Genomic DNA, 17,748 nt, shown 5'->3' with positions numbered 1-17,748 from the left:
TTTATTGAATCGGTATATAACCATCAAGCGACTTCAGGAATGAAAGACCTTCAAGTGTAATCTTCGTTCCAGCCCTGCCTTTTCCTTTCGTCACGTATGCTTTTTTCTCAAGATCATCTAATCGGCTCCTCACCTGCTGAGGGGTCAGCGGAATGTCACCTTGTTTGCTTAATTCAGACAAGAGTCGTCTGCTTGCTGCTTCTCCTTTTTCATTCAGTGCTTTAATGGCTTCAAGTAAGAAAACAAATTCTTGTTTCTCCATAAGTGTAAGCTGGTGCTCTTCTTTTTTTCCTTTTCCAGCCGCTGCGTGTTGAGGTAATAACACAAAAGGCGGTAAGTGGTGTAAGAAAACCGTTTGCCCCTCGAGAATCGCTGCAGCGTAATGAACCATATTTTTGAGCTCTTGTACATTGCCTTCAAATGGATACTGCTGCAAGGTTTCCCAAACACTTGTATCAATGTCAGGCTGTATGCCCAGCTCTTTGAAAAAGGCAGTAGTTAAAGCAGGAATATCTGTTTTTCGATCTGCTAAAGACGGAATGGACAGATGGAGTACGTTGAGACGATAAAATAGCTCAGGTAAAAAAGTAGATGAAACCCTCAATGCCTCTAATGATAAAGACGAAGAAGCGATGATTTTTGTTGCAGGTGAAGTTTCTAGAAAACGAATGAGCTGATGCTGCATAGGAATACTTAATGCGCCAATTTCGTCTAAATAAAGAGCTTGATTCTTCTTTTGAGTGAATGCTTTCTGTAAGGTCTCTTCATCCAATGTCGGGCAATAAATATGTGTCAGCGAAGCGTGAGGAACAGAAGCATTTGCCATTTCTTGGGCAAATAATGTTTTGCCTGTTCCGATTTCTCCCGTTATTAAGACAGGCTGCTTGTTTTGCGTGAATTGTTTTGCCAAATGAATGGCGTGCTTCATATCTTGATGCTCTCCATATATAGAAGTAAACGGACGTGTGGTCATCGGGTGATTCCTTTCTTTATGGTTCTAATTGGTTTAATTGTAACACCCAATAAAACCAAATGTACAGAGAAACGAAAAAGTTTATGAAATTTATGCTTGATCCATGATCTATTGGTTTATTTTTTGAATATTCATGTTATAATGACAAATTAAATAAGGTTAAAGAGAAAGGATCTTGTACATGAAACCGTTGCTCAAAGAAAACACGCTAATTCAAGTGAAAGACATCTTAAAAGCCCATCAAAATTTGAAGGATGTAGTGACTCATACACCGCTTCAAAAAAATGAGCGACTTTCTGAACGATATGAATGTAATGTCTACTTAAAAAGAGAGGATCTTCAAGTAGTTCGTTCCTTTAAATTAAGAGGCGCTTTTAATAAAATGAGCCAGCTGCCAAAAAATAAACTAGAAAACGGCATTGTCTGTGCAAGTGCTGGAAATCACGCGCAAGGTGTTGCCTATTCTTGTAAATATTTAGGTATCCACGGGAAAATCTTTATGCCGGCTACGACGCCAAGGCAAAAAGTATCTCAAGTGGAGCTTTTCGGAAAAGAATATGTTGAAATTATCTTAACCGGAGATACGTTTGATGATTCCTATCATGAAGCAGTAAAATGCGGAGATAAGGAAAAGCGCGAATTTATCCATCCGTTTGATGATTTGGATGTGATGGCAGGACAAGGAACAACTGCTGTAGAAATATTAAATGATATCGAAGTGGAGCCTCACTTTTTATTTGCAAGCGTCGGAGGTGGCGGACTGCTATCTGGCGTTGGCACATATATCAAAAACATTGCACCAGAAACCGAAATCATTGCTGTCGAGCCGCTTGGCGCAGCTTCACTGCATGCTTCCCATGAGAAGGGAGAGGTTGTGACACTTGATTCGATTGATAAGTTTGTAGACGGGGCAGCGGTTCAGCGGATTGGTGAAAAGACGTTTACGTCCCTTCAATCCGTTGTCGATAAAATTAGTCTTGTACCAGAAGGAAAAGTGTGTACAACCATTTTAGAGCTGTATAATCAATGTGCGATTGTAGCAGAGCCAGCAGGTGCCTTGCCGATCGCGGCATTAGAAGCGCATCGCGAGGAGATTAAAGGCAAAAATGTTGTCTGTATTGTCAGCGGGGGAAATAATGACATTGGCAGAATGCAAGAAATCAAAGAACGCTCAATGATTTATGAAGGGCTTCAACATTACTTTATCGTCAATTTTCCGCAAAGAGCAGGAGCTCTCAGGGAGTTTTTAGATGAAGTGTTAGGGCCAAATGATGATATCTCACGCTTTGAATATACGAAAAAGAATAATCGAAGCAAAGGTCCCGCACTTGTTGGCATCGAATTGAAAGAAAGAAATGACTATGCGGCGCTGATTAAGCGGATGAATAAAAAAGGCTTCCACTATGTTGAAGTGAATAAAGATCAAGATTTATTCCACCTATTTATTTAGGCTTAACAGATCATTGGAAAAGAGGATTGATCGTTTGTGCTGCTCAAAACAATATGTTTTAGACGGATGGATGGAGCTCAGATCAAGGTAACTGAAATCCCTGTTCTAAAGGGGGATGAGACGTATTGTTTCATGCTCACCTTTAGACTTGAAGCTTTCTTGAAAAAAGTCTATGTATCTAAAGGAAAGAGAGATGTGTACTCTTTCAGGGAGTACGTGAAACGTAACGTCAAGTGGAGCACATATGAACAGATCTATCAGCAGCCTACACTGAAACACAATGCATAAATAGGAATCTTTGTCAAAAGGAGTGAGCGCCGTTTAGAAAAGGCGGCTGCTCAGTTGGCAAGGATTTTTTTCATGAAAAGAAGAAAATGTGACAATTTTAAAAACGTGAGGACAGTTGTTTTCAAGAATACAGGAAATAAGGTAATATCATAAGTAAAGACTAAGACAGCAAGGATGAGACGATAGTGAAACAAATTAAAATTGTAACTGATTCAACTGTAGATCTTCCGCAAGAGAAAATCAATGATCTTTCAATTCACGTGATTCCGCTCAATATCTCCATTTCTGGAGTTGATTATATTGACCGAGTGAATTTGCAGCCTGATGAATTTATTCATAAAATGGAGGCCGCTGAGGAATTGCCGAAAACGTCTCAACCTGCAATCGGTCAATTCGTCGAATTATATGAAAAGCTGACGGCAGATGGAAGCGAAGTCATTAGTATTCATTTAACCGGTGGAATGAGTGGTACAGTTCAAACTGCTGAAAGCGCTTCGAAAATGGTGGATGGAAACATCACGGTGATTGATTCAAACTTTATCTCCTATGGATTAGGGTTTCAAGTCATCAAAGCAGCAGAACTTGCAAAAAAGGGTGCAAGCCGTGAAGACATCATCAAAGAAGTGGGGAAAATCCGCCATAAAACAAAGCTATATGTCACAATTGATACATTAGAAAATCTCGTGAAGGGTGGAAGGATTGGAAGAGGAAAGGCGCTTATCGGCTCACTTCTTCACATCAAACCAATTGCCAGCTTAACAGACGGAGTATACACGCCGGAAGCGAATGTGAGAAGCTACTCTGCTCTTGTCCGCTATCTGACAAAACAGTATGTACAGGCGGTGAAAGGAAAAACCGTTCAGGCAATTGGGATTGCGCACGCAGATGCATTAGAGCTTGCAGAAAAGCTCAAATCAGCGCTGCTCGATCACACACCTGATGCACTTGTTGATATCGCCTACACAACTCCGATTATTTCCTGTCATACTGGAAAGGGAGCAATAGGCTTTACTTTTTATACCGATTGATTGAAAAAGGGGATGGGCATATCATGTATAGAAAAAGGGGAGCCTTGCTTGGTGCGCTTATGATGATAAGCGTGCTTCTTTTAGTATCGTGTTCAAATGGACAAATCAAGGATGCGTTAAATTATCAAATACAGCCGTTTGAGTATCAAAACCAAGAGGGTCAAAAGGTGTCACTGGATGATTTGAAGGGGAAAGTATGGATTGCAGATTTTATTTTCACAAGCTGTGAAACGATCTGTCCGCCTATGACTGCTCATATGACAGAGCTGCAAAAACGGTTAAAAGAAGAAAAATTGGATGCGCATATCATTTCCTTTAGTGTTGACCCAGAGGTGGACTCACCGAAAAAGCTAAAGGAATTTGCTAAAGCATATCCATTGTCCTTTAAAAATTGGGATTTCCTCACTGGTTACTCACAGTCAGCGATTGAAAAATTCGCCATGAAGAGCTTTAAAACCATTGTGAAAAAACCTGAAGATGAAGACCAAGTCATTCATCAATCACTGTTTTTCCTAGTCGATCAAGAAGGGAAAGTGATGAAAAATTATGATGGCGTACAAAATACACCATATGATGAAATCATCAAGGACATCAAAACGCTTAACCGAAGCTAGCATAAGGATGTTCAAATGAGCGAAAACATGGTAAACTTTTTTAATCAGAAAAAGGAGGGACATCATCGTTTGAAAGCTCGTTTGATTTTGATTGTGATGTCTCTAGCTTTTGTTCTTTCTGCATGTTCTGCAAAAGAGGCTGGCATAAAGGATAAACTAGAAGACACACAAAACGTAAAAGAACATATTACCATCGCAGCGGTTGGAGATTCCTTAACAGAAGGAATCGGAGATCAAAATAAAAAGGGGTATGCAGGCATCACCCGCGACAAGATAGAAGCGGTGGACGGCGTGCAATCTGTTACATTAAAAAACTATGCTGTTAAAGGCAGTAGAACGGTAGATTTATTAAAGAGATTAAAAGAGAAAAAGGTGCAAGATGGGCTGAAAGACGCTGATTATATTTTCTTTACGATCGGAGGAAATGACTTAATGCATGTCGTCCGTCAAAATGTACTCAATTTGACTTTTGCTCCTTTTCAAAAAGAGCAAGGTCCTTTTGAGGAGCGCTTTAAAACCATTCTTGCTCAACTGAGAGAACATAATGACCACGCGAAGATCATGTATGTAAGTATGTATAATCCCTTTAAGTTCAGTCTGACTGAGCTGAGAGATATCGATGAAGTTGTCAAAGACTGGAACGCGGTCGCTAAAAAAGAACTGAAAAAAGACGGCAATGCTGACATGATCAATGTGGCAGATTTATTTGAAGAAGATTCTGATGAAAAATTACTGGCAGATGATGATTTCCACCCAAACCAAAAGGGGTACTCTCTTATGGCAAATCGTTTATTCTCAGAAGTGAAAAAAGAAGGACTGCCGAAGGAATAGGGTGAACATATGAAAAAATGGAAAAGCTTATTTTTTATTTTACTTGCCATCAATCTATTGATTGTTGTTGCGTGCGGCATTTTGATGCTGCTGCCAGGCGGTCAATCCGCTTCAGAAAAAGAAGCGAAAAGCGAGTATTCTTTTAACATTTCTAGCTCAAAAGAATCGCTGACCAGCTTTGTAAATGATTATTTGAAAAATCAAGGATCAAGCGATATGCCTGACTTTCATGTTGCGATTGATCAAGATGTGAAAGTAACAGGCGCGATTAAAGCCTTCTCTTCAACCATTGATGCAAACGTGTCATTTACGCCAACTGTTGAAGATAATGGTGATGTCCTGCTGAAAGTGGATGACTTTTCAATTGGACAATTGAGCATTCCGATCAGTTTTGTTTTAAGCTACATGGGTCAGTTTTATGAACTGCCAGAATTCGTTCATGTGAAACCAGACCAAAAAACGGTTGAAGTGCGCCTTTCAGAAATGCCACTGACGAATGATATGTATGTCAAAGCGAACAAAATTGATCTTGAGAACGATGAAATCGAATTCTCATATTACCATCCAAAACAATAGAACGTGCAAGTCAGGAGTGAAATCATGAAGCGAATCTATCAATATTTTAGTTTACTGTCGCTTTTATTTGCTGCGTACTTTGGCATTACGGCTGCCACTGATTTAAAAGCAGAAAATATCGATCAGTTTTACTTAAATATTGCCTATTGTGCATTATTTTTAGGCATCATGATTCTTGCTTTTGATTTTCAAAAGCAAGAAAAAGCTGAAGATGTCTCGTAAGGAGCCTATTCCATTTGGGAAGGCTCTCAGATTGTTGACAAAGGGCTAAAATGACCTTATTTTAGCCCTTTGTCTTCTTTTCAGCGTGGTATGAAAATCTTTGAAGTCTAGGAAGGCCGAGTACTGGAGCGGAGCGAATTTGAGATTTGTGAGCACCAGCACACAGGACTGACACAGAATGCGAGGGTTTGTCTACACGCTCGGAGCCTTTTCCATCTGGAAAGGCTCTTTTTATATTTGGCGAGACAAGGCCACCTTCGCCATGAGCTCTGGCTCTCCGTTTGCAAAACCATGAAGCAAAATGAGGTATGCGTGCTTTGTTTGCAGGTGAACTTTTGGGATATCAAGCAGTACACTTTGAGTACCGGAAGCTTTCAGTTCAAAATGATACTTATTCGGAGAGAAATGATGAGTTTGGGTGCCGCTCACATAACCAAGCTCCTTTGATAACATTCCTTGATCACGTTCATATATATCAATGGAAGGGAGGTCTGGAGACAGCTGGACAAATGTAAGTGCTGATAGGTCATCTTGCTTGATAAGAGAATCTTGGCGCTCTGTTAGCAATGCAAAGCCTGTTCGAGCCCCTGTGATACACAGTGTGTAAGTCTCGTCTCCCTGGAGCATCTTGCGAGAATAAAGAACCCTTTCTTTTGTAGCCAGCTTGAATACTTCTATCTCATAAACACCCTCATCCCACTCCATATAAGCTGTCAGCTGGCCATACGGCATCGTTCTCACGATCTGCTGCCGATCCACAAATACAGCGAGCTCACTTAGATCTGGTGCAGCGTGAAATAGTCGAATAACGGCTTTTTGAGAAGTATGTCTCTGATGGTATTGGTAGACGGTAGCTGATGGACGATATGGAAAGTCATTCATATCACAGAGCTGCTGCATATTATCATTCCTTCTTTCTCATACGATGGTGTTTTTTGTAGCGTATGCACGAAAGGGACGATCTGTATAGGCAAAAGAAACATAGAAAAAAGCCTGACGTTTTCCGTCAGACCTGCATGTTAAGAAGGAGAAGAATATTGATGATATTCAGCTAGCTTAATGAATGTTTTTTCATCCTCAATTAAACCGCAAACGCCGCACTGGACTTTGAGTTGAGGTCCTTGATAGCTCATGTGAAAAGGAGAAAGCTGATCTCCTTTGTATGTTTCGACAACTGCTCCAGTCGCCGGATCAAGCTTCACAGGTTCTGAAAGCTGCTCAATTAGATTAAAGCGCGTTCTGTTGGTTTTACAGTTTGGACAAAGATAAGGGCTTGTCATAGTTCATCCACCTCTTTTTATCCGTAGCATGTCCTAAGCGCTAAAATCTATGCTTAATACTTTTGGCTTTTATCCAGCTTTTTGAATAATTTGATCATCGTTTTGAGTTCTTCATCATCAAATGATTCAAATCGTTCCATAAAGTATTCGGTTTTCTTTTTTTCAAAATGCTCAGTAATTTCCTTACCCTTATCGGTTAAGTGGATTTTGATGATGCGGCGATCCTCTTTTGAGCGGATACGAGTGATCCAGCCTTTTTCTACAAGTGTGTCGGTCACTGCTGTAATATGGCTTGCTGACACCCCAAGAATCGAAGCGAATTCCGTTACTTTTTTTGCGCCTTGCTCACGGAGTAGATTTAAAATGAGAAATTCATTTCGAGATAATTCGTTATCGAGCAGGCTGTTAATTTCATAACGTATCTGCTTAAATACGGTTCTCAGTAAAGTATCCATTTCATACATCATTTGTTTTCTTTGTTCCAATCATTAAACCCCCATTATATGTTAAGATACGATAGAAAGCTTTCGTTCATTTTAGGTATACAAGTCGTATCATTTTCATTATTTTTTATCATGTTATAATATGATGATACCATTTTTTAAATGAAGGGGGCACTAATATGTCTGAAAAACAAGAATTAGCCACATTTGCTGGAGGCTGTTTCTGGTGTATGGTTAAACCTTTTGATGAACAGCCAGGCATTATCAAAGTTGAATCAGGGTATACTGGCGGACATACAGTGAATCCGACCTATGAGGAAGTATGTACAAATACAACGGGACATAGAGAAGCGGTTCAAATCACATTTAATCCTGACGTTTTCCCGTATGAGAAACTATTAGAACTGTATTGGCAGCAAATAGACCCAACAGATGATGGAGGGCAATTTGGTGATAGAGGAGAGTCCTACCGTACAGGTATTTATGTTCATAATGAGGAGCAGCGAAAGCTTGCAGAAGCTTCGAAAGAGCAGCTGAGTCAAAGCGGAATTTTCCAAAAGCCAATCGTCACAGAAATTTTAGAGGCTGGTCCTTTTTATCCCGCAGAGGAATATCATCAGCACTATTATAAAAAGAACAAAATGCACTACGAACGATATCATGTCGGTTCGGGTAGAGCGGGTTTTATTCAATCCCATTGGAGTGATAAATAATGGCAAATGAAAAAGAGCAGCGCATCAAAGAATTAAACCGGATGCAGTACGAGGTCACGCAAAATAATGGCACTGAGCCGCCATTTCAAAATGAATTTTGGGACCACAAAGAAGAGGGCATTTATGTGGATATCATTTCAGGCAAGCCATTGTTTTCTTCTTTCGATAAGTTTGATGCCCATTGCGGCTGGCCAAGTTTTACAAAACCGATTGAAGGCGAGGAAGTAGCGGAGAAGGTTGATACGAGTCATGGTATGGTTCGGACAGAGGTTCGCAGCAAAACAGCTGATTCTCATCTTGGTCATGTCTTTCCTGATGGACCAGGGCCAAACGGTCTTCGATATTGCATTAACTCAGCCGCTTTGAAGTTTATCCCAAAGGATGATCTTGAAAAAGAAGGCTACGGTCATTTGGCACATCTATTTGAATAATTCATTTAAAAATCGTCACATGGAAAGCATCTGCTTCCGTGTGACGATTTTTTATTTTTTATGATGCGTGTGATGTAATTGTTCGATGATATGGAATAGCTTCGCTTTTGTAATGAGCGGTGCTTCATTTGACGTGTAATTGGTCAAATCGACTTTTTGGAAGGCAGGGTGCAGATGTGGTCTCGGTAAGATCGCATAAAATTGTTCATGTTCAAACAGTGCATCTGCCTCGTGCGGGAATGTGAGCTCCTCGTGAAGTTTTTCTCCGGGTCTTTTCCCGATAACGAGAATATCTGGAGATGCGACGTTGATTTGACTGGCATATTCATGAAACGCCTTTAATAGATCAGCAAGCTGTAATGATTCCATCTTGAGAATGAACGTTTCGCCGCCTTTCATCATGATCGCTGCTTCAAGTGTGAGGGATACAGCCTCTTCAATGGACATAAAAAAACGTGTCATATTAGGGTCTGTCACGGTCAAAGGCTTCTCATTTAACAGCTGCTGGAGCATGATCGGAATGACGGAACCCCTTGATCCAAGCACATTGCCAAAGCGTACAGAGCAAAACATCGTTTTTTGATTCGGAATACTTTCGTTTGCTTGGAAAAATAGTTTTTCTGAAATCAATTTTGTTGCACCCATGGCATTTGTCGGAGCGACGGCTTTGTCTGTTGAAATGTTAACCACATGACTGACTTCATGTTCGATCGCTGCTTCAATAACATGCTGCCCGCCGATGATATTGGTTTGAACGGCTTCAAATGGATTATCTTCACAAGAGGGTACTTGTTTTAAGGCTGCTGCATGAAAGATGATATCAACCCCTTTGACGAGCTGTCTCACGCGGCTTGCATCCCGCACATCTCCAAGTGCAAATACGACCTCTGGATATTCTGCATACTCATTTTTCATCATGTATTGTTTGCTGTCATCTTTGCTAAATACAATGACCTTCTTTGGAGAGCATGCTGTTAACTTTTTCACGATTTGCCGGCCGATCGAACCAGTACCGCCTGTGACTAAAATCGTTTTGTCACGAAAAAAGGTCTTCATACTTGTTTCTATCTGTTTGGACATATCCAATCCCCCAACTCTTATTTCTCTACTTTGCATCATATGTGAAAGAGCGGCAGACGTTTGAGGAAAAAAACCACTTCATGCATAAATTAGGTGAACAAATTATAACTTTTCATTTGGCTTCTTAATAGAATATGGAGAGATCAAAGAAAAAGTAGAAAGAACGAGAGAAAAACACTTCAATACTGCCAACAGCTTCATGGTGGGTGAAAAAGTAAAGGAGGTTTTTTCGCTCGATATTGAGCTGGGCGTGAGGGGAGAAGAACATACATGTATAGGGGAAAACGTATTTTAGCTTTGATACCAGCTTTTCATAGGCAGCAAGATCATCATGATGAATATATTCGTCTATTGGCGGAGCGACCGCTTATTTATTGGACCATTCAGCCGCTCCTCCAAATGGTTGAGTTAGATGAAATTATCGTCTCTTCACATGATGTGAATACTCAAATTATTTCGTCCCACTACGGAGCAAATGTCATTGAGCTTCCAAGCACACATGTGACTGAACAAACGCCTTCATTACTAGCTGTGAAGCATGCGCTTGCTTATTTAGAGCGGGAAGGGAAGACGTTTGATATTGTCCTGTATCTGCATCCAGCATCTCCACTGAGAGAGCCGATTGATATTGAGAAATGCCTGGAGCTTCTTGTAGAAGGAAGTTATGATTGTACCGCTTCTTTTACAGAGGCGCTAGAAAACCCAAACGAAACATGGACACTGCATGACAACAATGAAGCGACGTTGTATAAGGACAATCATCATTTTTTTATTTCAAAGCAAGAACATCCTTATACGTATGGTCGTCTAAATGGCGCTGTATATGCTTTTCATGCTCATTATGCAAAAGAATGCATACACTCATTTTTAGAAGGGTCTGTTGGGGCATACATCATGGATCGCACACATTCGCATGTTTTCAAAACTGAGGCAGATAGGACAGAGGTAGAGAAAGTATTATTGGCACGACGAGATACGGAAGGGACAGTATAAAACTGATATAAAAAAGGAAAAGCGCCCTGTTATAGGGCGCTCCAGCGTGTAGACAAACCCTCGCATTCTTTGTCAGTCCAAGTGCCGGTACTCGTCTTCCCAAGACTTCAAAGGTTTCCGATCACGCTGAAAAGAAGACAAAGGGCTAAAATAAAGATCATTTTAGCCCTTTGTCAACAATTTAAAGCGCCCGGTTATAGGGTGCTCTTTACCATTTCACACAGCCTATATGGCAGCGTGTCAAATGTATTCCAAGAAACGACTTGTTCGTAATTTTTAAGAGATATCGCCTTTCTTTTCTCATCATTTGATACATAATATTCGACTTTCTCAATCAAGTCGTCTTCATGAGTGTAAAAGGCAAAGCTTGAAAAAGCACCTGGAGGATTTATATTCGTCAATTGAAAACTTCCACTTGCTGCGATATCAAATGCTCTGTTGTTCAAACTTATATTTTCAATCATTGCTTTGTTTCGGTTATAAGCAAATTGAGCAGGCCTGTGTGGATTAAGGATAATGGCTGACTGCTCATACATTTTGGCCATTTGCTGAGGGTTCAGCCAATTGGTCACGAGTGTCAGATCACGATATAGTCTGCGAGATTTATTTAAGTGACGGTGCCATTCCTTCCCTGCAACGAGAATACGCCATTTGTGCTGTTGCAATAGTGCACGGATCGATTTGATGCGATTTGGATAAGGATAACCGATCAATGCAATATCATAGAGGAACGAATCTGCTGGCGGCATTTTTTTCTGAAATACACGTGTATTTGTCGGAATGGGAAAGTAGTGTGCGTGATGAACACCTAATTGTTTATAAAAAGGCAGTGTGCCTTCGTCAATTGTCAAAATCATGTGTGCATCATGTGCACAGCTGGCTGACACATCTGTATAAAAAGGGTCTTCTGTCATCCATAGGACCACTGGTATCTGTTCTTGTTTGAATTGCTGAAGCACTTCTTTTGGAACACGATCACCGATCATCATGAAAACAAAATCCGGAGAAAATGTCCGGATTTTGTGCATGTGCGTCAGTAGAGATTCTCTTTCCATCTTTAAACATGAAAAGGGTGAATCGATGAAGCTTTCTACTATCCATTGATCGAAAGTTTGATAGATCCCTCCGTAGCCAGAGCTGATATAAAGTAGCTTCATGATAACCCTCTCACATTATGATGGGATGGTAACACTTTCAATTTTATCTACATCTATTAGAGTGATTCCAGATCCGTTAGGTGTAACAGCAGATTCCTGTGTCACAAAAACGATACCAGTTGAAGCATCGAATGTTACAAATGTAACGGGTCCAATGACGTCTCCAGAATCAGTTACAATAGTAATAACCGTTCCTGGTGTAAGTGTTGAGAAAATCCATCTTGCTCCTTGAAGTGAAGTGGGTGTTCCAGCAGAGGTTGAAACTGAAGCTGAAGCTGATAATGATCCAAGAGCTACTTCACTTAATAGATTATTTAATTGATTTGCCATTTCGGTTCCTCCTTCGTCAATATTGACTGTTAACGCGTCGCTAAGCGGTCTGAAGAATAGGTTCAATAGTTGTCTTCTTAACTCGGTACGACTGTCACTCATTTGCTCCCCATCCTTTCTTTTTTATTTAAACTCACCACTATGTATATGCCATTCACTTTTTTTGGTATAAGCAGAATGCTCAATCATTCGTTTTTTTCATGTAATCATCTTGCATTTTTTTAAAGTTTTCAAATGCTTAGGCTAAATAAAATGAATTTCACATTCTAGTAAAGATTACATGAAAAGAGAGGTAATTTAGAATGGGATTAAACAATTATTAAATGGTCGGAATGTGGGAGGCATTGTCACGTAACCACTTAATTAGTGGAATGTATTCCAAAGAGTGATGGTCGGGAAGTGTTTGACACAGTGCGGTTTTTAAACATGCAAAAAATCAGCTAAGAGTGAGCGTTCCTTACAGTATGATAGATTGTCCCTGAGGTAGTGAAGTTATTTGCGCTTTACTATCAGCCAATCAAGCTGCATCCTTCTCGATTTGCATTTTTTCAAGAAGTAAAAGCCAATTGTACCGCTGTATATGGAAATCGCTGCAAGAATTCGATATGTCTCTTTATCAAACATCAGGTCGGAAGCACTCCTCATAAAAGGGGGGCTTTTTTTGCAATAGACGAAAAAAGCAGGAAATCGAAAGGAAAAAGCGAAACGTGAAAAGGACAGGGGAACCATATGAACACGAACAAGCCGCTGAAAATTGGGCGATAGATGCCGATTTTCCGGCACTGAAAGTGAGGGGGAAAGAATGGGGAAGGTTGTCGAAAGAGCGGATTGGTTTGAATTAATTTTAGAAGCCATCGATGAAGCCATTCACGTTGTAGATGATCAAGGGGTCACGATCTTTTATAATCACAATGCCGCTAAATTTGACTGTTTACAAAAAGAAGAGGTGATTGGCAAGTACATCCTTGATGTGTACCCATCGTTAACTGAAAAAACAAGTACACTCATGCATGTCCTCAGAACGGGGAAGCCCATTTATCATTCTTTACAAACGTATTTGAATAAAAATGGAGAAAAAATTGAAACGGTCAACACCACATTGCCCATTATTGAAGATAACAAGTTAATAGGAGCAGTGGAAGTAGCAAAAGATGTATCAAAGCTGTCGGCACTTTCAAATCGTTTAGATCAAAAAAAACGAACGAATGGTGTTTCTGAGACAGACCAAATGCATGATTTTTCTTCATTTTTAACAAATGATCCGCTCTTAAAAGAGATGCTTGAGAAGGCAAAAAAAGCAGCTGCTTATCCTTCGTCTGTTGTCGTCTACGGGGAAACAGGGACAGGAAAAGAAGTGCTTGTACAAGCCATTGTCCATGAATCTGACCGAAAAAACCAGGTGTTCATTCCGCAAAACTGCGCAGCGCTTCCAGAATCATTACTTGAGAGTCTATTGTTTGGATCTGTCAAAGGGAGCTATACGGGCGCAATTGATCGCAAGGGGCTTTTTGAATTAGCAGATGGGGGCACGCTTTTTCTTGATGAGCTGCAAGCGATGCCGCTCACGCTGCAAACAAAATTATTACGTGTGTTAGAAGATGGCGTTGTGCGCCGCATCGGTGATGCAAAGGCCATTAAAGTGGATGTCAGAGTCATTACTGCACTCAATATAGATCCATTTGAAGCGGTTAAAAAGCAAATTTTAAGAGAAGACTTATTTTATAGACTGCATGTGTCATCTTTTCATATTCCACCGCTTCGAGCGAGAAAGCAAGATATCAAGCTGCTATCCCATCATTTCATTCAAACCTATCATCACCAGTTTTCTAAAAATGTCACCCGCCTTTCTGAAGAAACGGCACAATTGTTTATGGCGCACCACTGGCCAGGGAACGTCCGAGAATTAAAACATACCATTGAGCATGCTGTTTTGATGATGCCAAAGGAAGCGGAAGACATCACCCCGGCATATCTTCCTGCTCATTTACGGGCTCAGAAGAGAGAAAACGAATCTCAGCAGTCCACATTAAAAAGTCAGGTTACTTCATTTGAACAAACATTGATTCAAGAAGCTTTAAGTAAGCATAACGGGAATATTAAACGAACCGCCGCAGCCTTAAAGATCCCTCGACAAACGCTGCAATACAAACTGAAGAAATATGCAGATGCCGAAATGTAGGCACTTCCAGTCATGAAAATATGGTGAAAAAAGCTCCTTTTGTAAACAATAGGGGCATTTTCCCATGTTGGCACATAACTTGCATAGTATAAAGTGAATGCTGATAGGGGGAATGGATATGAATCAGAAACTGTATGAACCAACGCGTCATTGGAAGGACATTGAGCTTTGGAAAGATGTACCCGAGGAAAAGTGGAACGACTGGATTTGGCAGTTGACGCATACCGTTAAAACGCTTGATGATTTAGAAAAAATCGTGAACTTAACAGAAGAGGAAAAAGAAGGGGTGAAGATTTCCACCAAAACCATTCCACTCAACATTACACCCTACTATGCCTCACTGATGAATCCAGACGATCCAAGATGTCCGGTGCGCATGCAATCTGTGCCAATTGCAGAGGAGCTTCATAAAACAAAATATGACCTGGAAGACCCGCTTCATGAAGATGAGGATTCACCTGTCCCAGGTTTAACGCACCGGTACCCAGATCGTGTGCTGTTTCTTGTGACAAATCAGTGCTCCATGTACTGCCGCTATTGCACGAGAAGACGTTTTTCCGGACAGATCGGCATGGGCGTACCAAAAAAGCAACTAGATGCTGCAATTGGCTATATTAGAGAAACACCTGAGGTGCGGGATGTGTTAATTTCAGGCGGAGATGGGCTGTTAATCAATGATCAAGTGCTCGAATACATTTTGAAAAACTTACGAGACATTCCGCACGTTGAGATCATTCGTATTGGTACCCGCGCGCCGGTTGTCTTTCCGCAAAGAATTACAGATGAACTGTGTGAGATTTTGAAAAAATATCATCCGGTCTGGCTGAATACCCATTTCAATACAAGTATTGAAATCACAAAAGAAGCAAAGGAAGCGTGTGAACGTCTTGTGAATGCCGGTGTCCCTGTAGGCAATCAGGCCGTGATCCTAGCGGGTATTAATGACAGTGTTCCAATTATGAAGAAGCTGATGCACGATCTCGTGAAGATTCGCGTCAGACCTTATTATATTTATCAATGTGATTTATCTGAGGGCATTGGTCACTTTAGAACACCCGTCTCAAAAGGACTTGAAATCATTGAAGGCTTAAGAGGGCATACGAGCGGTTATGCAGTGCCAAGCTTTGTTGTAGATGCCCCAGGAGGCGGAGGAAAGATCGCCCTGCAGCCAAATTATTTATTATCGCAAAGCCCTGACAAAGTCGTCCTTCGTAACTTTGAAGGCGTCATCACATCGTACCCAGAGCCAGAGCATTACGTCGCAGGCCAGGGAGATGCGTATTTTAATGAAATTTATGAAGAAAAACAAGAACCGGCAATTGGCGTCACTGCTCTATTTCAAGATGAAGCAAGATCGTTTACGCCTGAAAATTTAAGCCGGATGAAACGAAGAGAAGCATATGAGACAAATCCTGAGCATGATACGCTCAAAAACAAACGTGAAAAACGGGATCAATTAAAAGAGAAGAAATATCAAGCGCAGCTCAAAAAAGAAGAAACTGTAAAGGAGGAGAAATAACCTTGCTGACATGTGATTGGTGTGAGGAAAACAAAGCAAACGCGGAGCAGACAACCGTCTATTGGGAGCTGATCACTGGCACACAATCCATTGAAATTATCGACACGCCGTCCATTTCTTGCATGCATTGCGGAATGACATATCAAAAGGATGAGACGGTAAAAGAGATAGAAGATCAATTAATTTTAGTGGACCAAACAAAACTTCCAGAAAAAATGTCATACGAAGAATTAATGAGCATGGAGCGGTTATTAAAGCGAAATTACTTTGATTTTTCATCATAAGTTGTACCTCCGCCTATACAAGTCAGCAAATTCCTGTATAATATAACAACAAAATAGAGTGTCGCGGAGGGAAAACCAGGTGAAGTCGTTTTACCATTATTTAATGAAGTACAGACATCCAAAACCGAAAGATGAAATCAGTCATTTTGCAAATGCTGCTTATGAAGATCACAGCTTTCCTAAAGCTTCCACTGATTATCATGAGCTGTGTGCCTATTTAGAATTGAATGGCGATTATTTAAACTCGATGACTACATTTGACGAAGCGTTTGAACAATACGAAGTAGAAGTCAAAAAAAAATAACACACATACAACCGCTTGTTCCGGATGGGAGAAGCGGTTTTTTGATGGAGAAATAAAATGGCGTTTTGCATGGTGTGGTTGCCCATGCAGAATTCCTTGCGCCGGCATACGATACGTTAAGACCAAAAGTCGGGCAAGGGGGAGACAGAATGAAGGCGAAAGCACCAAAATATCAAGTAGGGGATATTGTCGTCGTTGTCATGTACGGCACAGTCGGAACGATTACAAAAGTCCATCAAATTGACCAGCACTATTTATATGAGGTCAATCATAATGAGGTGCTTTATTTTGAAACATCACTGCAGCTTTACGATGAGTACGACGGAGTGATTGTGGATACAGAAAAGCTGGACATTGAATATGAGTTCCTCATTGGCGATGTTGTATATGTAAAAGATTACGGAAAAGAGCTATTTAAAATCATTGGTCATCGGACTGAAATTTGGCGCTACCTTGAAGATGGCTGGGAAGATGTGATTTACGAACTCACGAGGCTAAAGGACGGAGAGTGGCTGGAAACAGAGGAGGAAGACTTAACGCTTGTCCTAAGGAAATATGAGATGGACCAGTTTGTTCATCAGCTTCTTTTTGTGCATTACGTGGGAGAAACCTCAAAAGAAATAGAGGAAGATATGGTACAAACGGCTCTATTACAGTTGGGAGAGAAACAAGAAAGCGAAGCACCACTAGAATTCCTCGCTGTATCTATAGTGGATGAGCTTCTTGATATTTACAATGATTATAAAATTCTCTACGAATTTTTCCAAGATCCAGAATATAAGGATATGATGGATTTTATTTTGGAAAGTTTAAACGAGCATTTTGGTTAAAGAAAGACTTGTCCTAACACGAATAAAAAATAAGGTACACATAAAAATACAATCACATAAAACCATCCCCTCAAGATACGGCCCATCACCTGATCAAACGTTTCTCCATCTAATATGCTTAACCATTTCATTGCCTCAAGCCCCTTTTCTTTTTGTTTAATGCATTTATATGTATGGAATGAGCCATTATGACAAACTGTAATAAAAAACAGGCAGCGTTCAT

The 17,748-nt window shown here is 40.5% G+C and carries 25 protein-coding genes and 1 pseudogene; 18 read left to right on the top strand and 8 right to left on the bottom strand.

Features of this window, described 5'->3' with window-relative positions; genetic code table 11:
- Position 1 precedes the first annotated feature (1 nt).
- Complete coding sequence (locus tag ACYH0L_RS09715; protein WP_482353994.1) at positions 2–973, bottom strand: sigma 54-interacting transcriptional regulator; 972 nt, start codon at positions 971–973, stop codon at positions 2–4.
- A gap of 181 nt (positions 974–1,154) precedes the next feature.
- On the opposite strand from ACYH0L_RS09715, the gene ilvA reads away from it, so the two are divergent.
- The 7 genes from ilvA (at position 1,155) to ypmT (ending at position 5,982) form a co-directional block, all read left to right on the top strand.
- Positions 1,155–2,423, top strand: a complete 1,269-nt coding sequence (gene ilvA / locus ACYH0L_RS09710; protein ID WP_099728731.1) for a threonine ammonia-lyase IlvA — start codon at positions 1,155–1,157, stop codon at positions 2,421–2,423.
- 36 nt (positions 2,424–2,459) lie between these two features.
- The gene (locus ACYH0L_RS09705; RefSeq protein WP_034319122.1) at positions 2,460–2,711 is read left to right on the top strand and encodes a YpmP family protein; all 252 of its coding nucleotides are present in this window, start codon (positions 2,460–2,462) and stop codon (positions 2,709–2,711) included.
- 185 nt (positions 2,712–2,896) lie between these two features.
- Positions 2,897–3,739: a DegV family protein gene (locus ACYH0L_RS09700; protein ID WP_099728706.1), complete on the top strand. Its 843-nt coding sequence runs from the start codon at positions 2,897–2,899 to the stop codon at positions 3,737–3,739.
- 23 nt (positions 3,740–3,762) lie between these two features.
- The gene (locus tag ACYH0L_RS09695) at positions 3,763–4,353 is read left to right on the top strand and encodes an SCO family protein (RefSeq protein ID WP_099728732.1); all 591 of its coding nucleotides are present in this window, start codon (positions 3,763–3,765) and stop codon (positions 4,351–4,353) included.
- A gap of 69 nt (positions 4,354–4,422) precedes the next feature.
- Entirely contained in the window at positions 4,423–5,184 is a 762-nt protein-coding gene (locus tag ACYH0L_RS09690; protein WP_230030300.1) for an SGNH/GDSL hydrolase family protein, read from the top strand.
- A 9-nt stretch (positions 5,185–5,193) separates the two neighbouring features.
- Entirely contained in the window at positions 5,194–5,760 is a 567-nt protein-coding gene (locus ACYH0L_RS09685) for a YpmS family protein (protein WP_099728708.1), read from the top strand.
- Positions 5,761–5,784: 24 nt separating this feature from the next.
- Positions 5,785–5,982 (top strand): protein YpmT, encoded by a 198-nt coding sequence (ypmT, locus tag ACYH0L_RS09680; protein ID WP_099728709.1) that lies wholly within the window; start codon positions 5,785–5,787, stop codon positions 5,980–5,982.
- 231 nt (positions 5,983–6,213) lie between these two features.
- On the opposite strand, the gene ACYH0L_RS09675 is transcribed toward ypmT, so the two are convergent.
- From ACYH0L_RS09675 to ACYH0L_RS09665, 3 genes are all read right to left on the bottom strand, one after another.
- Entirely contained in the window at positions 6,214–6,882 is a 669-nt protein-coding gene (locus tag ACYH0L_RS09675; protein WP_249705128.1) for a DUF4397 domain-containing protein, read from the bottom strand.
- A 119-nt stretch (positions 6,883–7,001) separates the two neighbouring features.
- The gene (locus ACYH0L_RS09670; protein ID WP_099728712.1) at positions 7,002–7,262 is read right to left on the bottom strand and encodes a DNA alkylation repair protein; all 261 of its coding nucleotides are present in this window, start codon (positions 7,260–7,262) and stop codon (positions 7,002–7,004) included.
- A gap of 53 nt (positions 7,263–7,315) precedes the next feature.
- Entirely contained in the window at positions 7,316–7,747 is a 432-nt protein-coding gene (locus ACYH0L_RS09665; protein ID WP_249705127.1) for a MarR family transcriptional regulator, read from the bottom strand.
- 137 nt (positions 7,748–7,884) lie between these two features.
- Here ACYH0L_RS09665 and msrA point away from each other — a divergent pair, with 137 nt between their 5' ends.
- Both msrA and msrB read left to right on the top strand, forming a co-directional pair.
- Complete coding sequence (gene msrA, locus ACYH0L_RS09660) at positions 7,885–8,418, top strand: peptide-methionine (S)-S-oxide reductase MsrA (RefSeq protein WP_249705126.1); 534 nt, start codon at positions 7,885–7,887, stop codon at positions 8,416–8,418.
- Positions 8,418–8,849 carry a peptide-methionine (R)-S-oxide reductase MsrB gene (msrB, locus tag ACYH0L_RS09655; protein ID WP_099728715.1) on the top strand — a complete coding sequence of 144 codons (432 nt, stop codon included), beginning with the start codon at positions 8,418–8,420 and terminating at the stop codon, positions 8,847–8,849. Before msrA ends, msrB begins: the two co-directional genes overlap by 1 nt.
- 51 nt (positions 8,850–8,900) lie before the next feature.
- Here msrB and ACYH0L_RS09650 read toward each other — a convergent pair whose 3' ends face one another.
- A complete protein-coding gene (locus ACYH0L_RS09650; RefSeq protein ID WP_099728716.1) occupies positions 8,901–9,929 on the bottom strand; it encodes an SDR family NAD(P)-dependent oxidoreductase in 1,029 nt (342 codons plus the stop codon).
- A 270-nt stretch (positions 9,930–10,199) separates the two neighbouring features.
- Here ACYH0L_RS09650 and ACYH0L_RS09645 point away from each other — a divergent pair, with 270 nt between their 5' ends.
- The gene (locus tag ACYH0L_RS09645) at positions 10,200–10,922 is read left to right on the top strand and encodes an acylneuraminate cytidylyltransferase family protein (protein ID WP_249705125.1); all 723 of its coding nucleotides are present in this window, start codon (positions 10,200–10,202) and stop codon (positions 10,920–10,922) included.
- A 69-nt stretch (positions 10,923–10,991) separates the two neighbouring features.
- Positions 10,992–11,195 (top strand): hypothetical protein, encoded by a 204-nt coding sequence (locus ACYH0L_RS09640; RefSeq protein ID WP_456007519.1) that lies wholly within the window; start codon positions 10,992–10,994, stop codon positions 11,193–11,195.
- On the opposite strand, the gene ACYH0L_RS09635 is transcribed toward ACYH0L_RS09640, so the two are convergent.
- Both ACYH0L_RS09635 and ACYH0L_RS09630 read right to left on the bottom strand, forming a co-directional pair.
- Entirely contained in the window at positions 11,117–12,079 is a 963-nt protein-coding gene (locus tag ACYH0L_RS09635; RefSeq protein WP_099728718.1) for a CgeB family protein, read from the bottom strand. The genes ACYH0L_RS09640 and ACYH0L_RS09635 overlap by 79 nt on opposite strands.
- Before the next feature lie 15 nt (positions 12,080–12,094).
- On the bottom strand, positions 12,095–12,511 hold the full coding sequence (locus tag ACYH0L_RS09630) for a hypothetical protein (protein ID WP_099728719.1): 417 nt from the start codon (positions 12,509–12,511) through the stop codon (positions 12,095–12,097).
- Positions 12,512–12,880: 369 nt separating this feature from the next.
- On the opposite strand from ACYH0L_RS09630, the pseudogene ACYH0L_RS09625 reads away from it, so the two are divergent.
- The 7 genes and pseudogenes from ACYH0L_RS09625 to ACYH0L_RS09595 form a co-directional block, all read left to right on the top strand.
- Positions 12,881–13,056 (top strand): annotated as a pseudogene (locus ACYH0L_RS09625) (glycosyltransferase family 2 protein); the annotation flags it as partial.
- 60 nt (positions 13,057–13,116) lie between these two features.
- The gene (locus ACYH0L_RS09620; RefSeq protein ID WP_283775132.1) at positions 13,117–13,251 is read left to right on the top strand and encodes a hypothetical protein; all 135 of its coding nucleotides are present in this window, start codon (positions 13,117–13,119) and stop codon (positions 13,249–13,251) included.
- Positions 13,212–14,588 carry a sigma-54 interaction domain-containing protein gene (locus ACYH0L_RS09615; RefSeq protein WP_249705124.1) on the top strand — a complete coding sequence of 459 codons (1,377 nt, stop codon included), beginning with the start codon at positions 13,212–13,214 and terminating at the stop codon, positions 14,586–14,588. The genes ACYH0L_RS09620 and ACYH0L_RS09615 overlap by 40 nt, the downstream gene beginning before the upstream one ends.
- Positions 14,589–14,706: 118 nt before the next feature.
- Complete coding sequence (kamA, locus tag ACYH0L_RS09610; RefSeq protein WP_099728721.1) at positions 14,707–16,107, top strand: lysine 2,3-aminomutase; 1,401 nt, start codon at positions 14,707–14,709, stop codon at positions 16,105–16,107.
- A 2-nt stretch (positions 16,108–16,109) separates the two neighbouring features.
- The gene (locus ACYH0L_RS09605; RefSeq protein ID WP_099728722.1) at positions 16,110–16,391 is read left to right on the top strand and encodes a YokU family protein; all 282 of its coding nucleotides are present in this window, start codon (positions 16,110–16,112) and stop codon (positions 16,389–16,391) included.
- A 79-nt stretch (positions 16,392–16,470) separates the two neighbouring features.
- Positions 16,471–16,695: a YozE family protein gene (locus ACYH0L_RS09600; RefSeq protein WP_099728723.1), complete on the top strand. Its 225-nt coding sequence runs from the start codon at positions 16,471–16,473 to the stop codon at positions 16,693–16,695.
- Positions 16,696–16,844: 149 nt separating this feature from the next.
- Positions 16,845–17,525 (top strand): hypothetical protein, encoded by a 681-nt coding sequence (locus tag ACYH0L_RS09595; protein ID WP_099728724.1) that lies wholly within the window; start codon positions 16,845–16,847, stop codon positions 17,523–17,525.
- Here ACYH0L_RS09595 and ACYH0L_RS09590 read toward each other — a convergent pair.
- Entirely contained in the window at positions 17,522–17,656 is a 135-nt protein-coding gene (locus tag ACYH0L_RS09590; protein ID WP_256498704.1) for a hypothetical protein, read from the bottom strand. The two genes, ACYH0L_RS09595 and ACYH0L_RS09590, sit on opposite strands and share 4 nt — an antisense overlap.
- Positions 17,657–17,748: the final 92 nt, after the last annotated feature.

Source organism: Bacillus sp. MC1252 (assembly GCF_056838025.1).
The sequence above is the reverse complement of the archived record's forward strand: the minus strand, read 5'-3'. Positions and strand labels throughout refer to the sequence as shown.